General features: G+C 39.7%; 16 protein-coding genes and 2 tRNA genes. 11 read left to right on the top strand and 7 right to left on the bottom strand.

The window, feature by feature from the left end; translation table 11 throughout:
* Positions 1-78: 78 nt before the first annotated feature.
* The 8 genes from PY091_RS06845 (at position 79) to PY091_RS06810 (ending at position 9,582) form a co-directional block, all read left to right on the top strand.
* Positions 79-945, top strand: coding sequence for an MBL fold metallo-hydrolase (locus PY091_RS06845; RefSeq protein ID WP_275648963.1), 867 nt, complete (start codon positions 79-81; stop codon positions 943-945).
* Positions 946-971: 26 nt separating this feature from the next.
* Positions 972-2,621, top strand: a complete 1,650-nt coding sequence (locus PY091_RS06840) for a S8 family peptidase (RefSeq protein ID WP_275648962.1) — start codon at positions 972-974, stop codon at positions 2,619-2,621.
* 3 nt (positions 2,622-2,624) lie between these two features.
* On the top strand, positions 2,625-4,478 hold the full coding sequence (locus PY091_RS06835) for a M1 family metallopeptidase (protein ID WP_275648961.1): 1,854 nt from the start codon (positions 2,625-2,627) through the stop codon (positions 4,476-4,478).
* A gap of 107 nt (positions 4,479-4,585) precedes the next feature.
* Positions 4,586-5,029 carry a ribonuclease P protein component gene (gene rnpA / locus PY091_RS06830; RefSeq protein ID WP_275648960.1) on the top strand — a complete coding sequence of 148 codons (444 nt, stop codon included), beginning with the start codon at positions 4,586-4,588 and terminating at the stop codon, positions 5,027-5,029.
* A complete protein-coding gene (locus PY091_RS06825; protein ID WP_275648959.1) occupies positions 5,013-6,638 on the top strand; it encodes a S41 family peptidase in 1,626 nt (541 codons plus the stop codon). The genes rnpA and PY091_RS06825 overlap by 17 nt, the downstream gene beginning before the upstream one ends.
* A gap of 173 nt (positions 6,639-6,811) precedes the next feature.
* Positions 6,812-7,708 (top strand): hypothetical protein, encoded by an 897-nt coding sequence (locus PY091_RS06820; RefSeq protein WP_275648958.1) that lies wholly within the window; start codon positions 6,812-6,814, stop codon positions 7,706-7,708.
* Between the two features lie 40 nt (positions 7,709-7,748).
* Entirely contained in the window at positions 7,749-8,996 is a 1,248-nt protein-coding gene (gene dcm, locus PY091_RS06815) for a DNA (cytosine-5-)-methyltransferase (RefSeq protein WP_275648957.1), read from the top strand.
* A complete protein-coding gene (locus PY091_RS06810; RefSeq protein WP_275648956.1) occupies positions 8,974-9,582 on the top strand; it encodes a hypothetical protein in 609 nt (202 codons plus the stop codon). The genes dcm and PY091_RS06810 overlap by 23 nt, the downstream gene beginning before the upstream one ends.
* Position 9,583: 1 nt before the next feature.
* On the opposite strand, the gene PY091_RS06805 is transcribed toward PY091_RS06810, so the two are convergent.
* The 3 genes from PY091_RS06805 to PY091_RS06795 are packed head-to-tail and all read right to left on the bottom strand — an operon-like array spanning position 9,584 to position 11,384.
* Positions 9,584-10,024, bottom strand: a complete 441-nt coding sequence (locus PY091_RS06805) for a GNAT family N-acetyltransferase (RefSeq protein WP_275648955.1) — start codon at positions 10,022-10,024, stop codon at positions 9,584-9,586.
* Positions 10,024-10,947 carry a cation diffusion facilitator family transporter gene (locus PY091_RS06800; protein ID WP_275648954.1) on the bottom strand — a complete coding sequence of 308 codons (924 nt, stop codon included), beginning with the start codon at positions 10,945-10,947 and terminating at the stop codon, positions 10,024-10,026. The genes PY091_RS06805 and PY091_RS06800 overlap by 1 nt, the downstream gene beginning before the upstream one ends.
* A gap of 5 nt (positions 10,948-10,952) precedes the next feature.
* Positions 10,953-11,384, bottom strand: coding sequence for an RpiB/LacA/LacB family sugar-phosphate isomerase (locus PY091_RS06795; protein ID WP_275648953.1), 432 nt, complete (start codon positions 11,382-11,384; stop codon positions 10,953-10,955).
* A 592-nt stretch (positions 11,385-11,976) separates the two neighbouring features.
* Here PY091_RS06795 and rnr point away from each other — a divergent pair.
* Genes rnr through PY091_RS06780 form a run of 3 tightly spaced genes read left to right on the top strand, consistent with a single transcriptional unit; the run spans position 11,977 to position 15,558 of the window.
* Entirely contained in the window at positions 11,977-14,160 is a 2,184-nt protein-coding gene (gene rnr / locus PY091_RS06790; RefSeq protein WP_275648952.1) for a ribonuclease R, read from the top strand.
* A 52-nt stretch (positions 14,161-14,212) separates the two neighbouring features.
* A complete protein-coding gene (locus tag PY091_RS06785; RefSeq protein WP_275648951.1) occupies positions 14,213-14,893 on the top strand; it encodes a head GIN domain-containing protein in 681 nt (226 codons plus the stop codon).
* A 2-nt stretch (positions 14,894-14,895) separates the two neighbouring features.
* Positions 14,896-15,558, top strand: coding sequence for a LysE family translocator (locus tag PY091_RS06780; RefSeq protein ID WP_275648950.1), 663 nt, complete (start codon positions 14,896-14,898; stop codon positions 15,556-15,558).
* 31 nt (positions 15,559-15,589) lie between these two features.
* Here PY091_RS06780 and PY091_RS06775 read toward each other — a convergent pair.
* The 4 genes from PY091_RS06775 to PY091_RS06760 form a co-directional block, all read right to left on the bottom strand.
* A tRNA-Cys gene (locus tag PY091_RS06775) sits at positions 15,590-15,660 on the bottom strand.
* 96 nt (positions 15,661-15,756) lie between these two features.
* Positions 15,757-15,828 (bottom strand) — tRNA-Cys (locus PY091_RS06770).
* A gap of 64 nt (positions 15,829-15,892) precedes the next feature.
* Positions 15,893-16,249: a dihydroneopterin aldolase gene (gene folB, locus PY091_RS06765; RefSeq protein ID WP_275648949.1), complete on the bottom strand. Its 357-nt coding sequence runs from the start codon at positions 16,247-16,249 to the stop codon at positions 15,893-15,895.
* A 45-nt stretch (positions 16,250-16,294) separates the two neighbouring features.
* Entirely contained in the window at positions 16,295-17,254 is a 960-nt protein-coding gene (locus PY091_RS06760; RefSeq protein ID WP_275648948.1) for a PorP/SprF family type IX secretion system membrane protein, read from the bottom strand.
* Between the last annotated feature and the right edge of the window lie 18 nt (positions 17,255-17,272).

Raw genomic sequence — 17,272 nt, 5'->3', positions numbered from 1 at the left:
AAATACGGCCAATATATCCTTATTTTTTCGCTATTTGGACGGTGCTTTTCTTATTTTGCATCCCATTTTACTTTCAGAATGACAATTTATCCCATAGAGACCGGAAATTTTAAGTTGGACGGTGGTGCCATGTTCGGAGTGGTTCCCAAATCCATTTGGAACAGAACCAACCCCGCAGACAACAATAATATGATCGACTTGGCGGCCCGCTGCCTGTTGATCGAAGATGGCGACAGGCTAATATTGGTAGACAATGGTCTGGGCAACAAACAATCGGATAAATTCTTTTCATACTATTATCTCTGGGGAGACCATACTTTGGAAAAGTCGTTAAAACAAGCTGGTTTTCATAAAGATGATATTACAGATGTGTTTCTGACCCACTTGCACTTTGACCATTGCGGGGGCGGTATTCAATGGAACAAGGACCGTACAGGTTACGAGCCCGCTTTTAAAAATGCCAAGTTCTGGACAAACAAGGACCATTGGGAATGGGCCACGAATCCCAATGCCAGGGAAAAAGCCTCTTTTCTAAAAGAAAACCTTTTGCCCATGCAGGAAAGTGGACAGCTTTATTTTGTGGACAGGAAAGAATCGTCGTTTTTAGAAAATTCCGAGCTCGGTTTTGGTATTCATTTTGTTGATGGGCATACCGATAAACAAATGCTTCCCCACTTAAAATATAAAGGCAAGACCTTGGTATTCGTAGCCGACTTAATTCCAACTGTCGGCCATATACCCCTACCCTACGTAATGGGCTATGATACCCGTCCATTGCTGACCTTAAAAGAAAAAGAATCATTTTTGAACAAGGCCGCCGAAAACGATTGGTTACTGTTGTTCGAACATGATGCGCATAATCAAATCTGCTCACTGAAACGCACAGAAAAAGGTGCGCGTTTAGACCAGGTTTTTACCTATAATGAGCTATTTAATTCGAAATAAACCCTCACTCAATACAAACTAAATTTATGAATCGCACATATAACAAACTATCATTCCTCTCGGTAACGGCGGCTGTTTTATTAGCTGGCTGTGGGTCTACGGCTTTGGTTTCCACACCTGTTGAAAACATTGATGCGGTCCCCTTAAAAGTGGCCGAACTTACCGAATCGGAAAAAAAGCATTGGGGTCATTTAGACCTTGTTACCGATACCATTCCGGGTATGAGCGTGGACAAGGCCTATAACGAAATCATTAAAAACAAGAAAGGTAAAACCGTCGTGGTGGCCGTTTTGGATTCTGGAATGGATCTTGAACACGAGGACCTGAAAGGCGTACTGTGGACCAATTCCGATGAAATACCGAACAATGGGAAAGATGATGATGGAAATGGTTATGTGGACGATATACACGGATATAATTTCTTGGGAGAATCCTATAACGAGCAATTGGAATACGTAAGAATGCTTCGCTTAAACATCGGTGATGCCTCCGAAAGGGCCGAAGCAAGGCTTTTGCTTGATAAAGAATATCCAGAAGCTGTACAGAACAAACAACAATACGAGCAAATTTTTCAGGTTGTAAAAGGTGCCGATGCATTGGTCAAAAGTGAATTGGGCAAAGAATCCTATACCAAAAAGGACCTGCTTTCTATTGAGCCAAAAACTGCCCAGATGGAACAAAGCATTGCTGTTTTGACCCAAATGTTCACCTATGGGGACAGTATTCCAGAGGTTTTGGAAGAACTGGAAGAAGGGATCGAATATTTTACGGAACAGGCCAATTATAACCTCAACAAAGATTTTAACGGGAGAAGTCCTGTGGGCGATGACCCATATGATATTGCCGATGTCCCCTATGGAAACGGCAATCCAAAAAACATCGTGGAATCAGAAAGCCACGGAACGCACGTAGCGGGAATTATTGCCGCCCAACGCAACAATGGCATTGGAATGAACGGTGTCGCGAACAATGTGGAAATTATGAGCATAAGAGCCGTTCCCAATGGTGATGAATACGATAAGGATATTGCACTGGGGATTCGTTATGCAGTTGACAACGGTGCGTCCATAATCAATTGTAGTTTCGGAAAAGCGTTTTCACCCAAGGCAGAATGGGTATACGATGCCATAAAATATGCTGCGTCCAAAGATGTTTTGATTGTTCACGCAGCAGGGAACGATGGTGAAGATTTGGAGGTGCCCGAAAACCGGAATTATCCGAACGACGACATGGAAAGCGATCGAGAATTTGTGGATAATATGTTAACCGTCGGTGCCTTGGCCAGTAGCTATGGCTCGGAGATGGTCGCCACTTTTTCAAATTATGGAAGCCAACGTGTTGATGTATTCGCTCCGGGAGCCGAAATCTATTCCACAATGCCAAATAGCGAATATGAATTTCAAGGGGGGACCTCCATGGCCGCTCCTGCTGTGGCCGGTGTGGCAGCTCTTGTACGATCTCACTATCCAAATTTATCGGCATCCCAGGTAAAAAACATCATCATGCAATCCGGTCTTAGAACAAATAGGTCGGTTATTGTGGCTGGAGACCAAACAAAATCCACCACCTTCGATAAAATTTCCAAGTCCGGTAAAATTGTCAATGCATACAATGCCTTAATTTTAGCGGATAATATTGCAAATGGGAAAATGACCCTTGAAAGTAACTCAAAATAGTATATGAAGTATTTAAAATCACTCCTTTTTACCGCCTTTTTTGGGGCAGGACTTTTATTAAGTGCGCAAACATCCGGTGACTGGCAACAGCATGTGGACTATTCCATGGATGTAGAAATGGATGTAAAAACTTACCAATATCAGGGTACTCAAAAATTGGTCTACACCAATAATTCACCCGATCAATTGGACCGCGTTTTTTATCACTTGTACTACAATGCATTTCAGCCGGGAAGTGAAATGGACATTAGACTGCAGAACATTAAAGATCCCGACAAAAGGATGATGCAAGATGGGAAAAGTAGGATTGCATCCCTTTCAGAAAGTGAAATGGGTTATTTGCATGCCAAATCCCTTACCCAAGATGGTCAATCCGTAACATTTAAGGAGGAGGGAACCATTTTGGTAGTAGACTTGGCCAAGCCAATTCCAGCAGGAGGTAAAACTACGCTCGAAATGACTTTTGAAGGTCAGGTTCCCTTACAGATCAGGCGGTCTGGAAGAAATAGCAGCGAAGGTGTCGCCCTTTCCATGAGTCAGTGGTACCCAAAACTTTCGGAATATGATTTCGAGGGATGGCATCCCAACCCATATATCGCTCGTGAATTTCACGGGGTTTGGGGCGATTTTGATGTAAAGATCACCTTGGACAAAGATTATACCGTAGGAGGCTCCGGATACCTTCAAAACCCACAAGAAATTGGTCATGGTTACGAAACGCCCGGAACAAAGGTCAAGACCAAGGGAAAAACTTTAACATGGCACTTTAAAGCCCCCAATGTCCACGATTTTATGTGGGCGGCAGATCCGGAATATATCCACGACACCTATGAAATGGAAGATGGGCCAACGCTTCACTTTTTCTATAAAGACAATCCAGAATTCAATGAAAACTGGAAAAATCTTCAGCCCAAAACAGCAGAGGCCATGGCTTTTTTCAGCAACAATGTTGGCAAATATCCTTATGAGCAATACTCCGTGGTACAAGGGGGTGATGGCGGCATGGAATATGCCATGAGCACCTTGATCACAGGAGAGCGCCAATTTGGAAGTTTGGTCGGTGTAATGGTTCATGAAATGGCACACTCTTGGTTCCAACACGTACTCGCCACCAACGAGTCCGAACATGAGTGGATGGACGAAGGATTCACCTCGTTTATCAGCAGCTTGTGCATGAACCAGATTATGGAACAAAATAAGCAAAACCCTTTTGAGGGATCTTACCGAGGATACTATGCTTTGGTGAATTCAGGTTTGGAAATGCCTCAATCTACCCATGCGGACAGGTATCCTACCAATTTTGCCTACGGGGTTTCCGCCTATAGCAAAGGGTCAATTTTCTTGTCCCAACTAGGTTATATTATCGGTCAGGACAAATTAATGGAGACCATTCAAAAATATTTTGAGGACTTCAAGTTTAAGCACCCTGTGCCAAACGATATTAAAAGAACTGCAGAAAAAGTGTCCGGGATGGAGTTGAATTGGTACTTGACCGATTGGACACAAACCACCAACACCATTGATTATGGAATTAAAAGTGTAGAGGCCAACGGTGAAGGCACCAAAGTAACCATGGAGCGTATCGGCGAAATGCCAATGCCATTGGATATTTTGGTCGTGGGCAAAGACGGAACACAAAAAACATATTATGTTCCATTACGAATGATGTACGGGGAAAAAGACAATCCTTATCCAAATTTAGAGCGCACCGTTTTGGAGGATTGGCCCTGGGCTTACCCAACTTACGAGTTTACCCTGGACATGCCTTTGGACAATGTACAGGCCATTATGATCGACCCTTCTCAATTGATGGCTGATGTAAATGGTGAAAACAACGTTTACCAAGCAGAGGAGTAACCACTGTTTTTTCTAATAAAAAGCAAGGGTGGCCGTTTGTGCCGCCCTTTTTATTTTATCTAAGATTTATTTAAGTAATTTACTCTTTCAAAGGAATTGTCTGCAACATGTCAGAAGAAAATACCGGTTCAAAAAATATAGAAACACCCCTGAAGTCTTTTCAAGGGGACCTTTCCTTTCCCAAAAAAGAAAAGCTTACCAATAAAAAGTTGTTCGAAAACCTGTTTGCCGAAGGAAAAAACCTGAAGGAGTTTCCCGTTAAGCTAATTTACCTCCCTGCCAATTTTAAAGATGGAGCTTCCATTAAAGTTGCCGTGGTAGCCCCAAAAAAAAGATTTAAAACCGCTATAGACCGTAACCGTATAAAACGTCTTTTAAGAGAGGCATACCGACTTAACAAGCCTCTCATTTTTAACAACATTGAGGGAAATTTTGCGTTCATATTTTTATACCTTGGCAAGAGGTCACCAAGTTTTAATGAAGTGGATACAGCGATGAAAAAGCTGTTACATGCCTTTATAAATAAAGAATCCAATGAAGAGATTGATTAAAAAACAGGTTTTGATTCCCGTTCTGGCCCTTGTTGTTTTGGTAGGCGCCAGTAGTTTTAAAAGCGACTTTTTTGAAATTGCCAAACAGATAGAAATATTTACCACATTGTTCAAAGAGCTCAACATGAATTATGTGGACGAGACCAATCCTGCGGAGTTGATGGATTCGGCCATAAAAAATATGTTGGATGAGCTCGACCCTTACACACAGTTTTTGAACGAGCAGGATGTTGAATCCTTCAAAATAAATAATTCGGGCGAATATTCGGGAATCGGCGCCCTTGTTCGCTCTTACGAAAATAAATTAGTGGTGGTGGAGCCCTACCAAGGATATGCCGCCGATAAAGCGGGCCTGAAGGCCGGAGATGAGATTATAAAAATCGGTGAGACACTCGTGGCCGATTTCGACGATAATGCTGGAGAACTTTTAAAAGGGGCCAACAACTCTAACGTGCAAGTGACCTTTCTCAGACAGGGCGAGACTAAAACGGCAACCATTACCCGAGAAGGCGTAGAGGTCGATGCTGTTCCCTTCTACGACATGATCGATGAGAAAACCGGGTATATTGTATTGTCCCGTTTCAATAGGAAAGCTTCCAAGCAAACGCAATTGGCCTTGCAGGACCTTAAGGGCCAAGGAGCCGAAAGATTGATTCTAGATCTTAGGGGTAATCCGGGTGGACTGTTATCGGAAGCCATAAACGTGACCAACCTATTTGTACCCAAAGGAGAGTTGATCGTTACCACCAAATCCAAGGTCAAAAAATTCAATCAAGAATATAAAACCCGAAATAAACCTGAAGACCTGGAGATTCCTTTGGTTGTTTTGGTCAATGGAAAAAGTGCTTCTGCGAGCGAAATAGTATCGGGCGGACTACAAGATTTAGACCGTGCCGTGATAGTAGGTGCCAGAAGCTTTGGAAAGGGTTTGGTACAGCGTCCATTAAAGTTAACTTATGGCACACAATTAAAAGTTACCATTTCGAGATACTACACCCCTTCTGGAAGATGTATCCAATCTTTGGATTATTGGAACCGCGATAAGGAAGGAAATGCTGTTCGTAACACTAATTTTAATGAATTTACTACCAGAAATGGCCGCAAGGTTTGGGATGGAGGAGGCGTAATGCCAGATATCACCATAGAATCCTTGAAAACAAATTCTCTGATAGATGCCCTCGAAGCAAACAATATTGTTTTTGATTTTGCCACGGATTATTACTACGCCCACAATTTTGATTCGGTAGATGATTTCTATTTTTCAGATGCTGATTATCAATCTTTTAAAAGTTATGCAGCCGAACAAAACTTTTCCTATCAGACCAATACCGAAAAGGTGTTGGAAGAAACCATCAACGGAGATGATACCTTGCTAGGTTCGGAGGTCCAAGAAAAGTACAAGGATCTTCTGTTGGCCGTAAACCGAGGAAAAATAACTGCGCTGGATACTTTCAAGGACGAAATTCAGAAGAACCTGGAAGATGAGATATTGACCCGGTACTTTTATCGCGATGGCCTTTATAAATATTATTTGAGCCATGATGATGCCATTCTTACCGCAAAAGAACTGCTGGCCGACAAAAGCAAGTATTCAAATATTCTAAAATAGGTTAAAGAACAATCCATAAAGGGCTTTCATCAATTCATAGCCTGTAACCGTCAAATTTTGGAAAAAATATAATCCCGCAACGATTACCTTGAGGTAAATTCTTGCAAATGACCTACACGATTATAACCCTGGCTTTAGTCGGGTTTATATTACTATTCTGGCTATATAACTTAATGTATAATTGTTTTTCCAGATCCTTCTGTATTTTAAAAAACAGAAAAAGTGGATCGATTACTACCAAAGAAGCCTCGATAATTTCAGTAAACACCATTAAAAAAGGAAAAAAACCGTTATTGGAGCTATTGGTTCTTTTTGAAAACTTTTCTGGCTATCACATCCATCGAAAAATCCGGGTGTGGGACAGCAAACCACATTTAAAAAGGTTTGAGCCCGACAAAACAATTCCAATAGGATTAAACATTGCCAGAAAGCCCAAAGACCCTGTTTTTTTGTCCCAACAAATGTGCAGGTTTTCTTTTGCTCTGGTGATTATCTGTACCATAAAGCTAGTAGTTTATGCCATGTGCTGTTATATTTTTATGGGAGAAGTGTTTGAAATGGTTATCTACAACCATCGAAAATATGAGGCGGTTTTTAAAAACTCGCATACCTGGGAAATAGGCCTGATTTTTATAGGTGTTTCTCTACTTTTGTTCCTATTGCTCCAAAAAATTGGTGTTCTGGTAAATGGGAAAACATTGTCACAAAACTGGAACCTACTATACTATGGAATTGGTGCCACCGCCACGGTTACTGCTCAAAAAAACATGGGCACACTTACCAAAAACAATATGGTACAACAGCTCTCTTATATTTTTAAAAACCACTGGGGCAAAAAAATTGAAGGTTCCGACAAAAAAATTGTTGAAAAAGATGCAACAGATTCCATTTCGGAATCTGATCAGGTAGAGATTATGTATTTGCCAAACGACACCTCTATATCTCGAATTACCGAAAATTTGGAGTCCCAAGAATTTACCCGATTCCTAAATGTTGTTTTTATGGTTGTCGTCTTTATTTTCTCCATGATTTTTGTTGTTGCTTTTTATAAAACCGTGGTTGGCGCATAATTTCAAATTAAAAACGAAATAATAAATCCTATTTTTGAGCATGCAAAAACTAAAGGTGTGTGAACTTTTTGCCGGTGTGGGCGGTTTTCGGCTTGGACTGGAAAGCACCGATTGCTACCGTGTAGTCTGGAGCAATCAGTGGGAGCCCGCCACAAAAATGCAGCATGCCTCCTTAGTTTATGAAGCTCGTTTTGGTTCTGAAAATCACTCCAATACCAATATAGAAACGGTAAAGACAAGTGCTATTCCCGACCACGATATGTTGGTTGGCGGTTTTCCTTGCCAAGATTACTCAGTTGCCACAAGCCTGAACAATTCCAAAGGACTTCTCGGAAAAAAAGGGGTGCTTTGGTGGTCCATCCATCGAATACTCAGCGAGAAAAAGAACAAACCAAAATATCTTTTTTTGGAAAATGTGGACCGGCTTTTAAAATCGCCTTCGAACCAAAGAGGAAGAGATTTTGCAGTTATGCTGCGTACATTAACAGATTTGGGTTATGCTGTGGAATGGCGCGTAATAAATGCGGCCGAGTATGGTATGCCTCAGCGCCGAAGGCGGGTTTTTTTTCTGGCGTATTTAAAGGACACCGCTATTTATCAAAAAATAGAAAAGACCGATCCTGCCAACTGGATTCTGGAGGAAAGTACCTTTTCCAATGCTTTTCCGGTAGCCCAAAACGTTCAAAACCTTATCTCTTTTGAATTGGAACAGGATTTGGTGACTTTGTCCAATCAATTTAATTCTGAAAAAGGCCTATCTCCGTTTTTAAATACTGGAATATGTATTGGTGGCCAAGTATTTACATTAAAAACCACTCCTTCCTACCATGGAAAAAGAACTGTGGTTTCCGATATTTTGGTAGATGCCCCAATACCTTCGGAATACTATATAGATGAGGCCGATTTGCCCAAATGGGAATATTTAAAGGGCTCCAAAAAAGAAATTCGCAAGACCAAAGCTGGTTTTGAATATAATTACAGCGAGGGAAGTATGGTATTTCCCGACGCTCTAGATCAACCTTCTAGAACTATAATAACCGGAGAGGGCGGCAAGTCCCCTTCGCGTTTTAAGCACGTAGTCCAAACCTCCAAGGGGTTACGAAGACTTTTGCCTGTAGAATTGGAACGGTTGAATATGTTTCCTGATGATCATACCCTGTTAAATGGCATTTCTGATGCCAAACGTGCCTTTTTTATGGGCAATGCTCTTGTGGTTGGGATTGTGGAAAGGATAGGTACTTCCTTGTTCCAGAAAATCACCCAACTTGAAAAGCAAGTTCAAAGCTGATCTATCCAAAGAAAAAAAATTAACCCCCTTACTGGATCTTTATTATCAAAAATACCTGAAGCATTACACTTTTGAGCGTATTTCCCATCTTAATCAACAATTGCAGGGCATTGATCTTATCTTAAAGGATAAGCAATCGGAAAAGCAATTTTATGTGGACGAGAAAGCACAACTGGATTATATCAACGAAAGCTTGCCCACATTTGCTTTTGAATTGTTTTACCATAAAAATGGGAATCAAAAACAAGGTTGGTTGTTCGATTCCTCCAAAAAGACTCATTTTTATGCTTTGGTCACCAGTATTTACTCAGATGAGAGAGATGTTTTTACCTCTTGTAACATCACATTTGTAAACCGGGAAAAACTCATGGACCATTTAAAAAGAAAAGGGTTGAATAGTACTTTTCTTAAACAATTGGTTTATGTGCACAAACAAATAAATGGAAAATTGGAAGTAAAGGAATTACATCCCAAAACTGAAGGTTACTTATTCTTCTCCACTAAAAACAAAGCGGAAAAACCTGTAAATCTGATTCTAAAATTGGATTATTTGGAACGTATTGGAGTGGCGAAAAAGTTGGTTTAAACTACTCTTTCAACATTCTTCTGTGTGGAATCCCATCTTCCAAATATTCTTCGCCAAAAGCATTAAAACCAAGGTCTGTGTAAAATTTTAGAAGATAAGACTGTGCGGAAATCTCTATGGATTTACCAGGAAATTTTTGATGTATTGCTTCCAGAGAAGCCAACATAATCTGTTTGCCCAAACCATATTTTCGTTGGTCTTGATTTACTACTACCCTGCCAATGCTCACATTATTAAAATAATCGCCTGGTTTAAAAATTCGGGTATATGCAACCACTTCACCATCTTTTATACCCATAACATGGAGAGCTTTTTGGTCCTTGTTGTCCAGATCTTGGTACACACAGTCCTGTTCCACTACAAAAACTTCGCTGCGGAGACGTAAAATCTGGTATAATTCTTTGGTAGTAAGCTCGCTAAAAGCCTTTATGGTTATTTGCATTAATCTTGTACTATTACACTTTTGGAATCACACTTATCAAACTCCGGTTGAATATTTACATGGTTGATACCGTGTTTATGATAGACATGTTCTTCTATTTCTTCCAGTATTTCATCGAACTGGGACAGTTTAATGTCCTCTGTAAAATCAATATGAGCTTCCATATGTACTTCCTCTTCATTTAGCTGCCAAATATGTACATGGTGCACATTTTTAACCCGGTCTATCGTACAAATTGAATCCACAATATCTTGAATTACCACAGATTTTGGTGTAAAAAGCATCAATACCTTGGTGGACTCCTTTAACAAGTCGTAACCCATGTAAATCAAATAAACACCAATGATCATGGTAAGTAGGGCATCTACCCAATACACTTGAAAATACTTCATTAAAACACCTCCTACTAAAACCGCAACAGAGGCCATCATATCTGTAAGTAGATGTAAATAGGCCGATTTCATGTTCATGTTATGATCGGCATCTTTTTTTAACAACAATACACTGAATCCATTCCCAGCGATTGCAATTAAGGCCAACCATATAACTAAGTTGGATTCTATTTCTTGTGGTTCTATTAAGCGTTCTATAGCTTCCTTCATTAATATAACGGCAACAACAACAAGGGTTGCCGCATTAATAAAAGCAGCTAAGATTTCTGCACGTTTGTAACCAAATGTTTTAAGGCTGGATGCTTTTCTTTTACCTAATTTTTGCGCACCATAACTGATTACTAAACTAAGTACATCACTAAAATTATGAAGTGCATCCGATAACAACGCCAGACTTCCTGAAAGTAATCCACCTATAATTTGTGCCAAGGTGATACCAATGTTCAGGAAAATGGAAATAAGAAGGTTTCTTCCCTTTAGATCTGGATGGGAGTGTGAATGTCCATGATGATGGTGATGATGGTGACCCATAGGGTTTATCTGCAAGGAATTTTTTCAATTCTTCTTTCGTGCCTACCTCCATCAAACTCGGTGTTTAAAAATGTCTCTACCATATCCAGAGCTTGGGGCAGTGAAATAAACCTGGCCGGTAAACTTAAAATATTGGCATCGTTGTGTTCCCTGGCCAATTGTGTAATTTCCTTGTTCCAACAAAGAGCACCCCTAACATTTTGATGCTTATTTATGGTCATGGTGGCGCCGTTTCCACTACCGCATAACACAATGCCCATATCCACATTACCTTCTGCCACATCTGTAGCAACAGGATGCGTAAAATCAGGGTAATCCACACTATCGGTACCATCGGTACCATAATTTACCACCTCTATTCCTTTGGATTTCAACATGCCAATTATGGCCAGTTTATAATCGGTTCCAGCGTGGTCGTTTCCTATTGCAATTTTCATGGTTCAGTATTAAAATGGGTACAAAACAAAGGTACAATATCTTTTAAAGTTAGATGTTTATAAGATGAGGCCAAAATTTGCATTGGTTTATAAAACAACCAATTAACATTATACCCATTTTGTTAATTAATTGCAGAAAACTATTGGTAATGAAATTTTGTGTTTCCATAAAATTGATCATTAAGAATTAATATCCAATGTTTGACCACTATTCCATCAAAAATTAATCAACCATTATGAAACAATTATTGTGGGTAATTAACATTAAAAACACATTAACTTTTCAATAAATTGATGTTGATAACGGTTATTAAAAACCGTGAACAAAACTTTTAAATGGTTGATTTTTAAAATTGTTCCGTTCTAACAAATTGTGAACAACTAATTTTGATCGTTCAAAGCAACTTTTTCGACAAAATTTTATTCCACATTTCAACGATCCATCATAATCATCATTTTAATAAATTTTAAAAAAGAAGAAAAAGTATAATATTGATTATTGTTGATAAAGTTCATTTTGTTTGTGATTAGTCTTCCTTTCCTTGTTGCTCAAGGATTATAATTTGTATTTTTCAAAAAAATAAGGACGTTAATGTCAAAGAAAAAGAAGAGAGCTGGTAGTCAGCGAAAGAATGAAATTACGAAGGGCATTTTCACCGTACTCGAAAAAGAACCATCTAAAAGCTTCAATTACAAGCAAATAGCTTCCAAATTAAATATTACAAATACGCAAGATAGAAACTTGTTGATCAAACGATTAGGACAGTTAAAGGCCAGTGATCGTATTGTAGAAGCAGATCGGGGCAAGTATCAGAAAAAGCCTTCGTTGCATACTTATTTTACAGGAAGGGTAGATCTTACCACAAGTGGAAATGCCTATATCATTGTGGACGAATTGGATGATGACATCTTTGTTTCCAATAATAATCTCAACAAGGCATTTCATGGGGATACCGTAGAAGTGTTTTTAAAACCTAAACGGAAAAGCAATAAAAAGGAAGGTGAAATTTCCAAGGTATTGGAACGTAAAAAAACTTCCTATGTGGGTATTGTGGACAAACAAAAAAGTTTTGCATTTGTTCGCCCTACCGATTCCAGAATGTATACCGATATTTTTATTCCCCCGGAAAAATTAAAGAAAGCCAATGATGGCGACAAGGTACTGGTACATCTTGGAGAGTGGCCGGACGATACCGATTCCCCTTATGGCGAGATTGTTGAGGTCCTTGGAAAACCAGGGGAACACAATACCGAAATACATGCCATTTTAGCTGAATATGGACTACCACATGAATTCCCATACGAGGTAGAACAGTATGCCAAAACATTGGATACCAGTATAAAAGAATCCGAAATTGCAAAGCGAAGGGATATGAGGGAAGTCTTGACTTTTACCATTGATCCCAAAGATGCCAAGGATTTTGATGATGCTCTTTCTTTTCAAAAATTGGAAAATGGCAATTATGAAATTGGTATCCATATTGCCGATGTTTCGCATTATGTACAGCCGGATACCGTTTTGGAAGAAGAGGCCTATAATAGAGCCACCTCTGTATATTTAGTGGATAGGGTGGTTCCCATGTTGCCAGAAGTTTTATCCAATATGGCCTGTTCGCTAAGGCCAAATGAGGAGAAATATACCTTTTCTGCCATTTTTGAAATGGACGATAAGGCAAGGTTGGTCAATCAGTGGTTTGGCAGGACCGTTATCAATTCTGATGAGCGTTTTGCCTATGAGGAAGCCCAGCATATTATAGAAACGGAACAAGATAAGATTCCGAAAGAGGTATCTATCCGAGGAAATGCCTATACTGTTTCAAATAATGTTGTTGAGGCCGTACTTACCTTTGATCGCTTGGCCAAAATAATGAGAAAGGCCCGAATGGATGCCGGGGCCATTTCCTTTGATAAAATTGAGGTTAAATTCCATTTATCCGAGGAAAACGAACCCGTTGGTGTATATTTTAAAGAAGCAAAGGACGCCAATAAACTCATTGAAGAATTTATGCTTTTGGCCAATAGAAAGGTGGCGGAATTCATAGGAAAGCAGAAAAAAACTTTTGTTTATCGGGTACACGATAAACCCGATGAGGATAAATTAATGGCCCTTAATGGAGTGATCTCTAGATTCGGACATAGTATCAATCTGAAGGATAGTAAGACCATCAACCAGTCCCTGAACAAATTATTGGAGGATGTCAAGGGCAAGAAGGAACAAAACTTGGTGGATACCTTGGCCATTCGTAGTATGAGCAAAGCCATTTATACCACCGAAAATATTGGTCACTACGGTTTAGGGTTTGAATATTATACCCATTTTACCTCACCTATCCGAAGGTATCCAGATGTAATGGTACATCGTTTGTTGCAACATTATTTGGATAAGGAAAAGGCTCCAAAGGCCACCATATATGAGGAAAAATGCAAACATTCCTCGGATATGGAATTGTTGGCTGCAAATGCGGAACGGGATTCCATAAAATACATGCAGATCAAGTTTATGGAAGATCATAAAGATCAGGAATTCTTGGGCGTGATCTCTGGTGTTACCGAATGGGGCATTTATGTGGAAATTGTAGAGAATAAATGCGAGGGAATGATTCGTATACGTGACATTAAGGACGATTATTATGTTTTTGATGAGCGCCAATACGCCATTATAGGGGAGCGAACCAAACGAATGTACCAGCTGGGTGATGAGGTCTATGTAATGGTAAAGAATACCGATTTGGTCAAAAGGCATTTGGACTTTTCGTTGATCGGTAAAAAGAAATAATACTATTTTGGAATAAAATTTGTTATCCTATTGAGAACCAAATTTTTATAACATGAAAGTAATTACGATTGTTGTACTGTTCCTATCGCTACAATTTGTGAGTGCACAGGATGCAACCGTAACCCAGAACCTACAAAAGTTTACGGAGGTCAAGGGGTTTGATGGGATTTCCATTAATCTTATCAAGTCCAACCAGAACAAAGCTGTAATCACAGGGTCCAATACCGATAATGTTGCCATTGTAAATAATGATGGTGTTTTGAAAATACGAATGGAGATCGTTAAGATCTTTAGTGGTTACAGAACTTATGTAGATCTCTATCATTCAGAGGAACTCGTGGTGATAGATGTAAACGAGGATGCTAGGATATCTTCTGATGAAACCTATGTACAGAAAGTTTTGGAACTCAAGGCCCAAGAAGGCGGTGAGCTGGAAATAAACTGTGAAGTGGATCAATTGCTGATCAAAGCGGTTTCTGGAGGAAAAGTATTTGCAGGTGGGTTTTCCAACAACCAGGATGTTATCATTAATACTGGGGGAACTTATAACGGACGTACATTTAGAACAAAATTTACCACAATAAGCGTCAACGCCGGAGGAAATGCCGAAATTTATGCATCGGACTATGTAAAGGCCAATGTAAAGGCAGGTGGCGAGGTATTGGTGTATGGAGACCCAAAGAAAATGGATGAGCATACCCTGTTTGGCGGAAAGATAAAAAGAGTGCACTAAAAATGATCGACGACATTCAAGCAGCGATCCCTTTGGGATTTTTGTTGAGCTTTATGATTGGACCTGTTTTCTTTGTTTTATTGGAAACTAGCGCCACCAAGGGCTTTAGAGCCGGAGTAAGCTTGGATGTAGGGGTAATTCTTGCCGATATTGTTTTTTTGTTGATAGCTTATTTCAGTAGTTTTCAATTATTGGAAAATTTGAGCAACGAACCTGGTCTATTTGTGTTCGGAGGTATGATTCTGTTGGTTTATGGAATATTTCTTTTTGTAAAAAAGGCCAAGAAAAAATCCAATGTAAAGGCATCAAAGGGAACTTACTTAGGTCTTTTGGTAAAGGGATTTCTTTTGAACTTTATAAATATAGGGGTACTTGCATTTTGGTTGGGCCTGATCATTGTAGTAGGGCCTAGTCTGGATAATGATCCCAACAGAATGACCGTATTTTTTGGCACCGTATTGATGGTATACTTTGGAACTGATCTTCTTAAGATTATCCTGGCCAAACAGTTGAAGAGATATTTGACCCAGGAACGCATTGTACTTATAAAAAAAGGATTGGGCATTGTTTTGGTAATTTGTGGTATTGTATTGATTACCAAGGGTTTTTTACCGAAAGATAAGTTCGATATCCAGGAAAAAATCGAAAAAATAGAGAACCTATAAACAAAAAACCCAGCATTAATGCTGGGTTTTGAGGCATCGAGCGGATTCGAACCGCTGTACAAGCTTTTGCAGAGCTCTGCCTAGCCACTCGGCCACGATGCCAATTGGATCGCAAAGCTAAAAATATTTTATGAATTATTAGATTGAAAAATAATCTAAATAAAAATGCGCGATACTTTCGTGAAAAGTATACCTTTGAGGCATCGGGTGGACTCGAACCACCATAAAAATCCTTGCGGGACTTTGTCTATCCAATTCGACCACAATGCCGTTAGTGTTGTTGGAAACAAAAATAAAAAAAGATTGATCGAGGTCACATCTTCTAAGTGGCCGTTCATCGAGTAATTTCGAGTTTCACCGAAACACTTTCGACATCGCCACCAATTGGGGGGTTTATTTTGGAAACTTCGACCTCTACATGGGTTACTTCCTTGATTTCTTGAAATATACGATCAATGATTCTTTTGGCGACATGCTCCAATAAATTGGAACGTACCGTCATTTCCTCTTTAATAATGTTGTTGAGGTGAACATAATCAACGGTTTCATCAAGTTGATCTGATGCTGCCGGCTTCGAAAGATCTGCGGTAACTTCCAAATCTACCCTGTAGTCGCTACCAATGAGCATTTCTTCCCTTAAACACCCATGGTTGGAATGTATTCTAACGTTCTTTAACCTGATCTTTCCCAAAGCTTTGAATTAAGAAAGGGCAAAAATAGGGTAAAAGCGATAAAATCAATACATACATCTGCAGTTACTTATACCTTGGAAGAGGTCCATTCCTACGGTAAGTACATGGGTACCTGTGCTATAACCCAATATCTCGTTGGTTATAACTTGATAGGAATACCCAAAATAGAAGTTACTCTTTTTAAATCCGGCCATTGGAGCAATGTACAGTGGTTCACCTAACTGATCGTTCAAAAAGCGGTAGGTGAGACCCACATAGTAGTAGTCTTCAAAATCGCGGAATCGGAATTTAGCGTTCAGATCGGTGACTGAACGTCCGTCGCTCTCGAACCATTGAAAAAATACGGATGGTTCTATTTCCAACTTACTGTTCTTGCTCTTGGAAAAACTGTATCCTGAATACAGATAATAATTTCTCAATTTGTTCGGTTCTATTCTAATAATGTCCGTATTAAAATTGGAAAGATCTTTGTTTAGTACGTTTCCTGCATTAAGGCTTAAAAAGAATTTATCGTAACGGTACAATACACCCAGATCAAAATTATGGTTGGTGGTTGCTTTATCATCTGTAGGTAGTTGTCCATTTCTGGCTTCGAACTGTTCCACATCTATCCTGAACTGGTTAAAGTTGTACGAAATTCCGAAGGATAAAAAGATGTCATCATATCTGTCCAAAGTAAGGTGGTGTGCAAAGGAAACCCTTGCCCCCCTTTGTCTGGTATAACCATTACTGTCGTTATAAAGCAGCATTCCCACTCCGGATCTATTTCCTATCCTGGCATCGGCTGCCAAGGTTTGGGTATCGGGAGCATCTTCGATTCCTACCCATTGTGTTAAGCCGTTTAAACGGACTTTTATATGATCTCCTATACCTGCATAGGTAGGAGACATTAAAAATGGATTATCGGCTATATATTGGGATAATTGGGGTACGGTCAACTCCTGTCCCCTGGCACAAAGTGCCAAGGAAACAAGTAGGATAGTTGAGTATACTTTTTTAAGCATGGGGTCAGCGTAGGTTAA

The sequence above is a fragment of the Flagellimonas okinawensis genome (genome assembly GCF_029194005.1).
GTDB lineage: Bacteria > Bacteroidota > Bacteroidia > Flavobacteriales > Flavobacteriaceae > Flagellimonas > Flagellimonas okinawensis.
The sequence above is the reverse complement of the archived record's forward strand: the minus strand, read 5'-3'. Positions and strand labels throughout refer to the sequence as shown.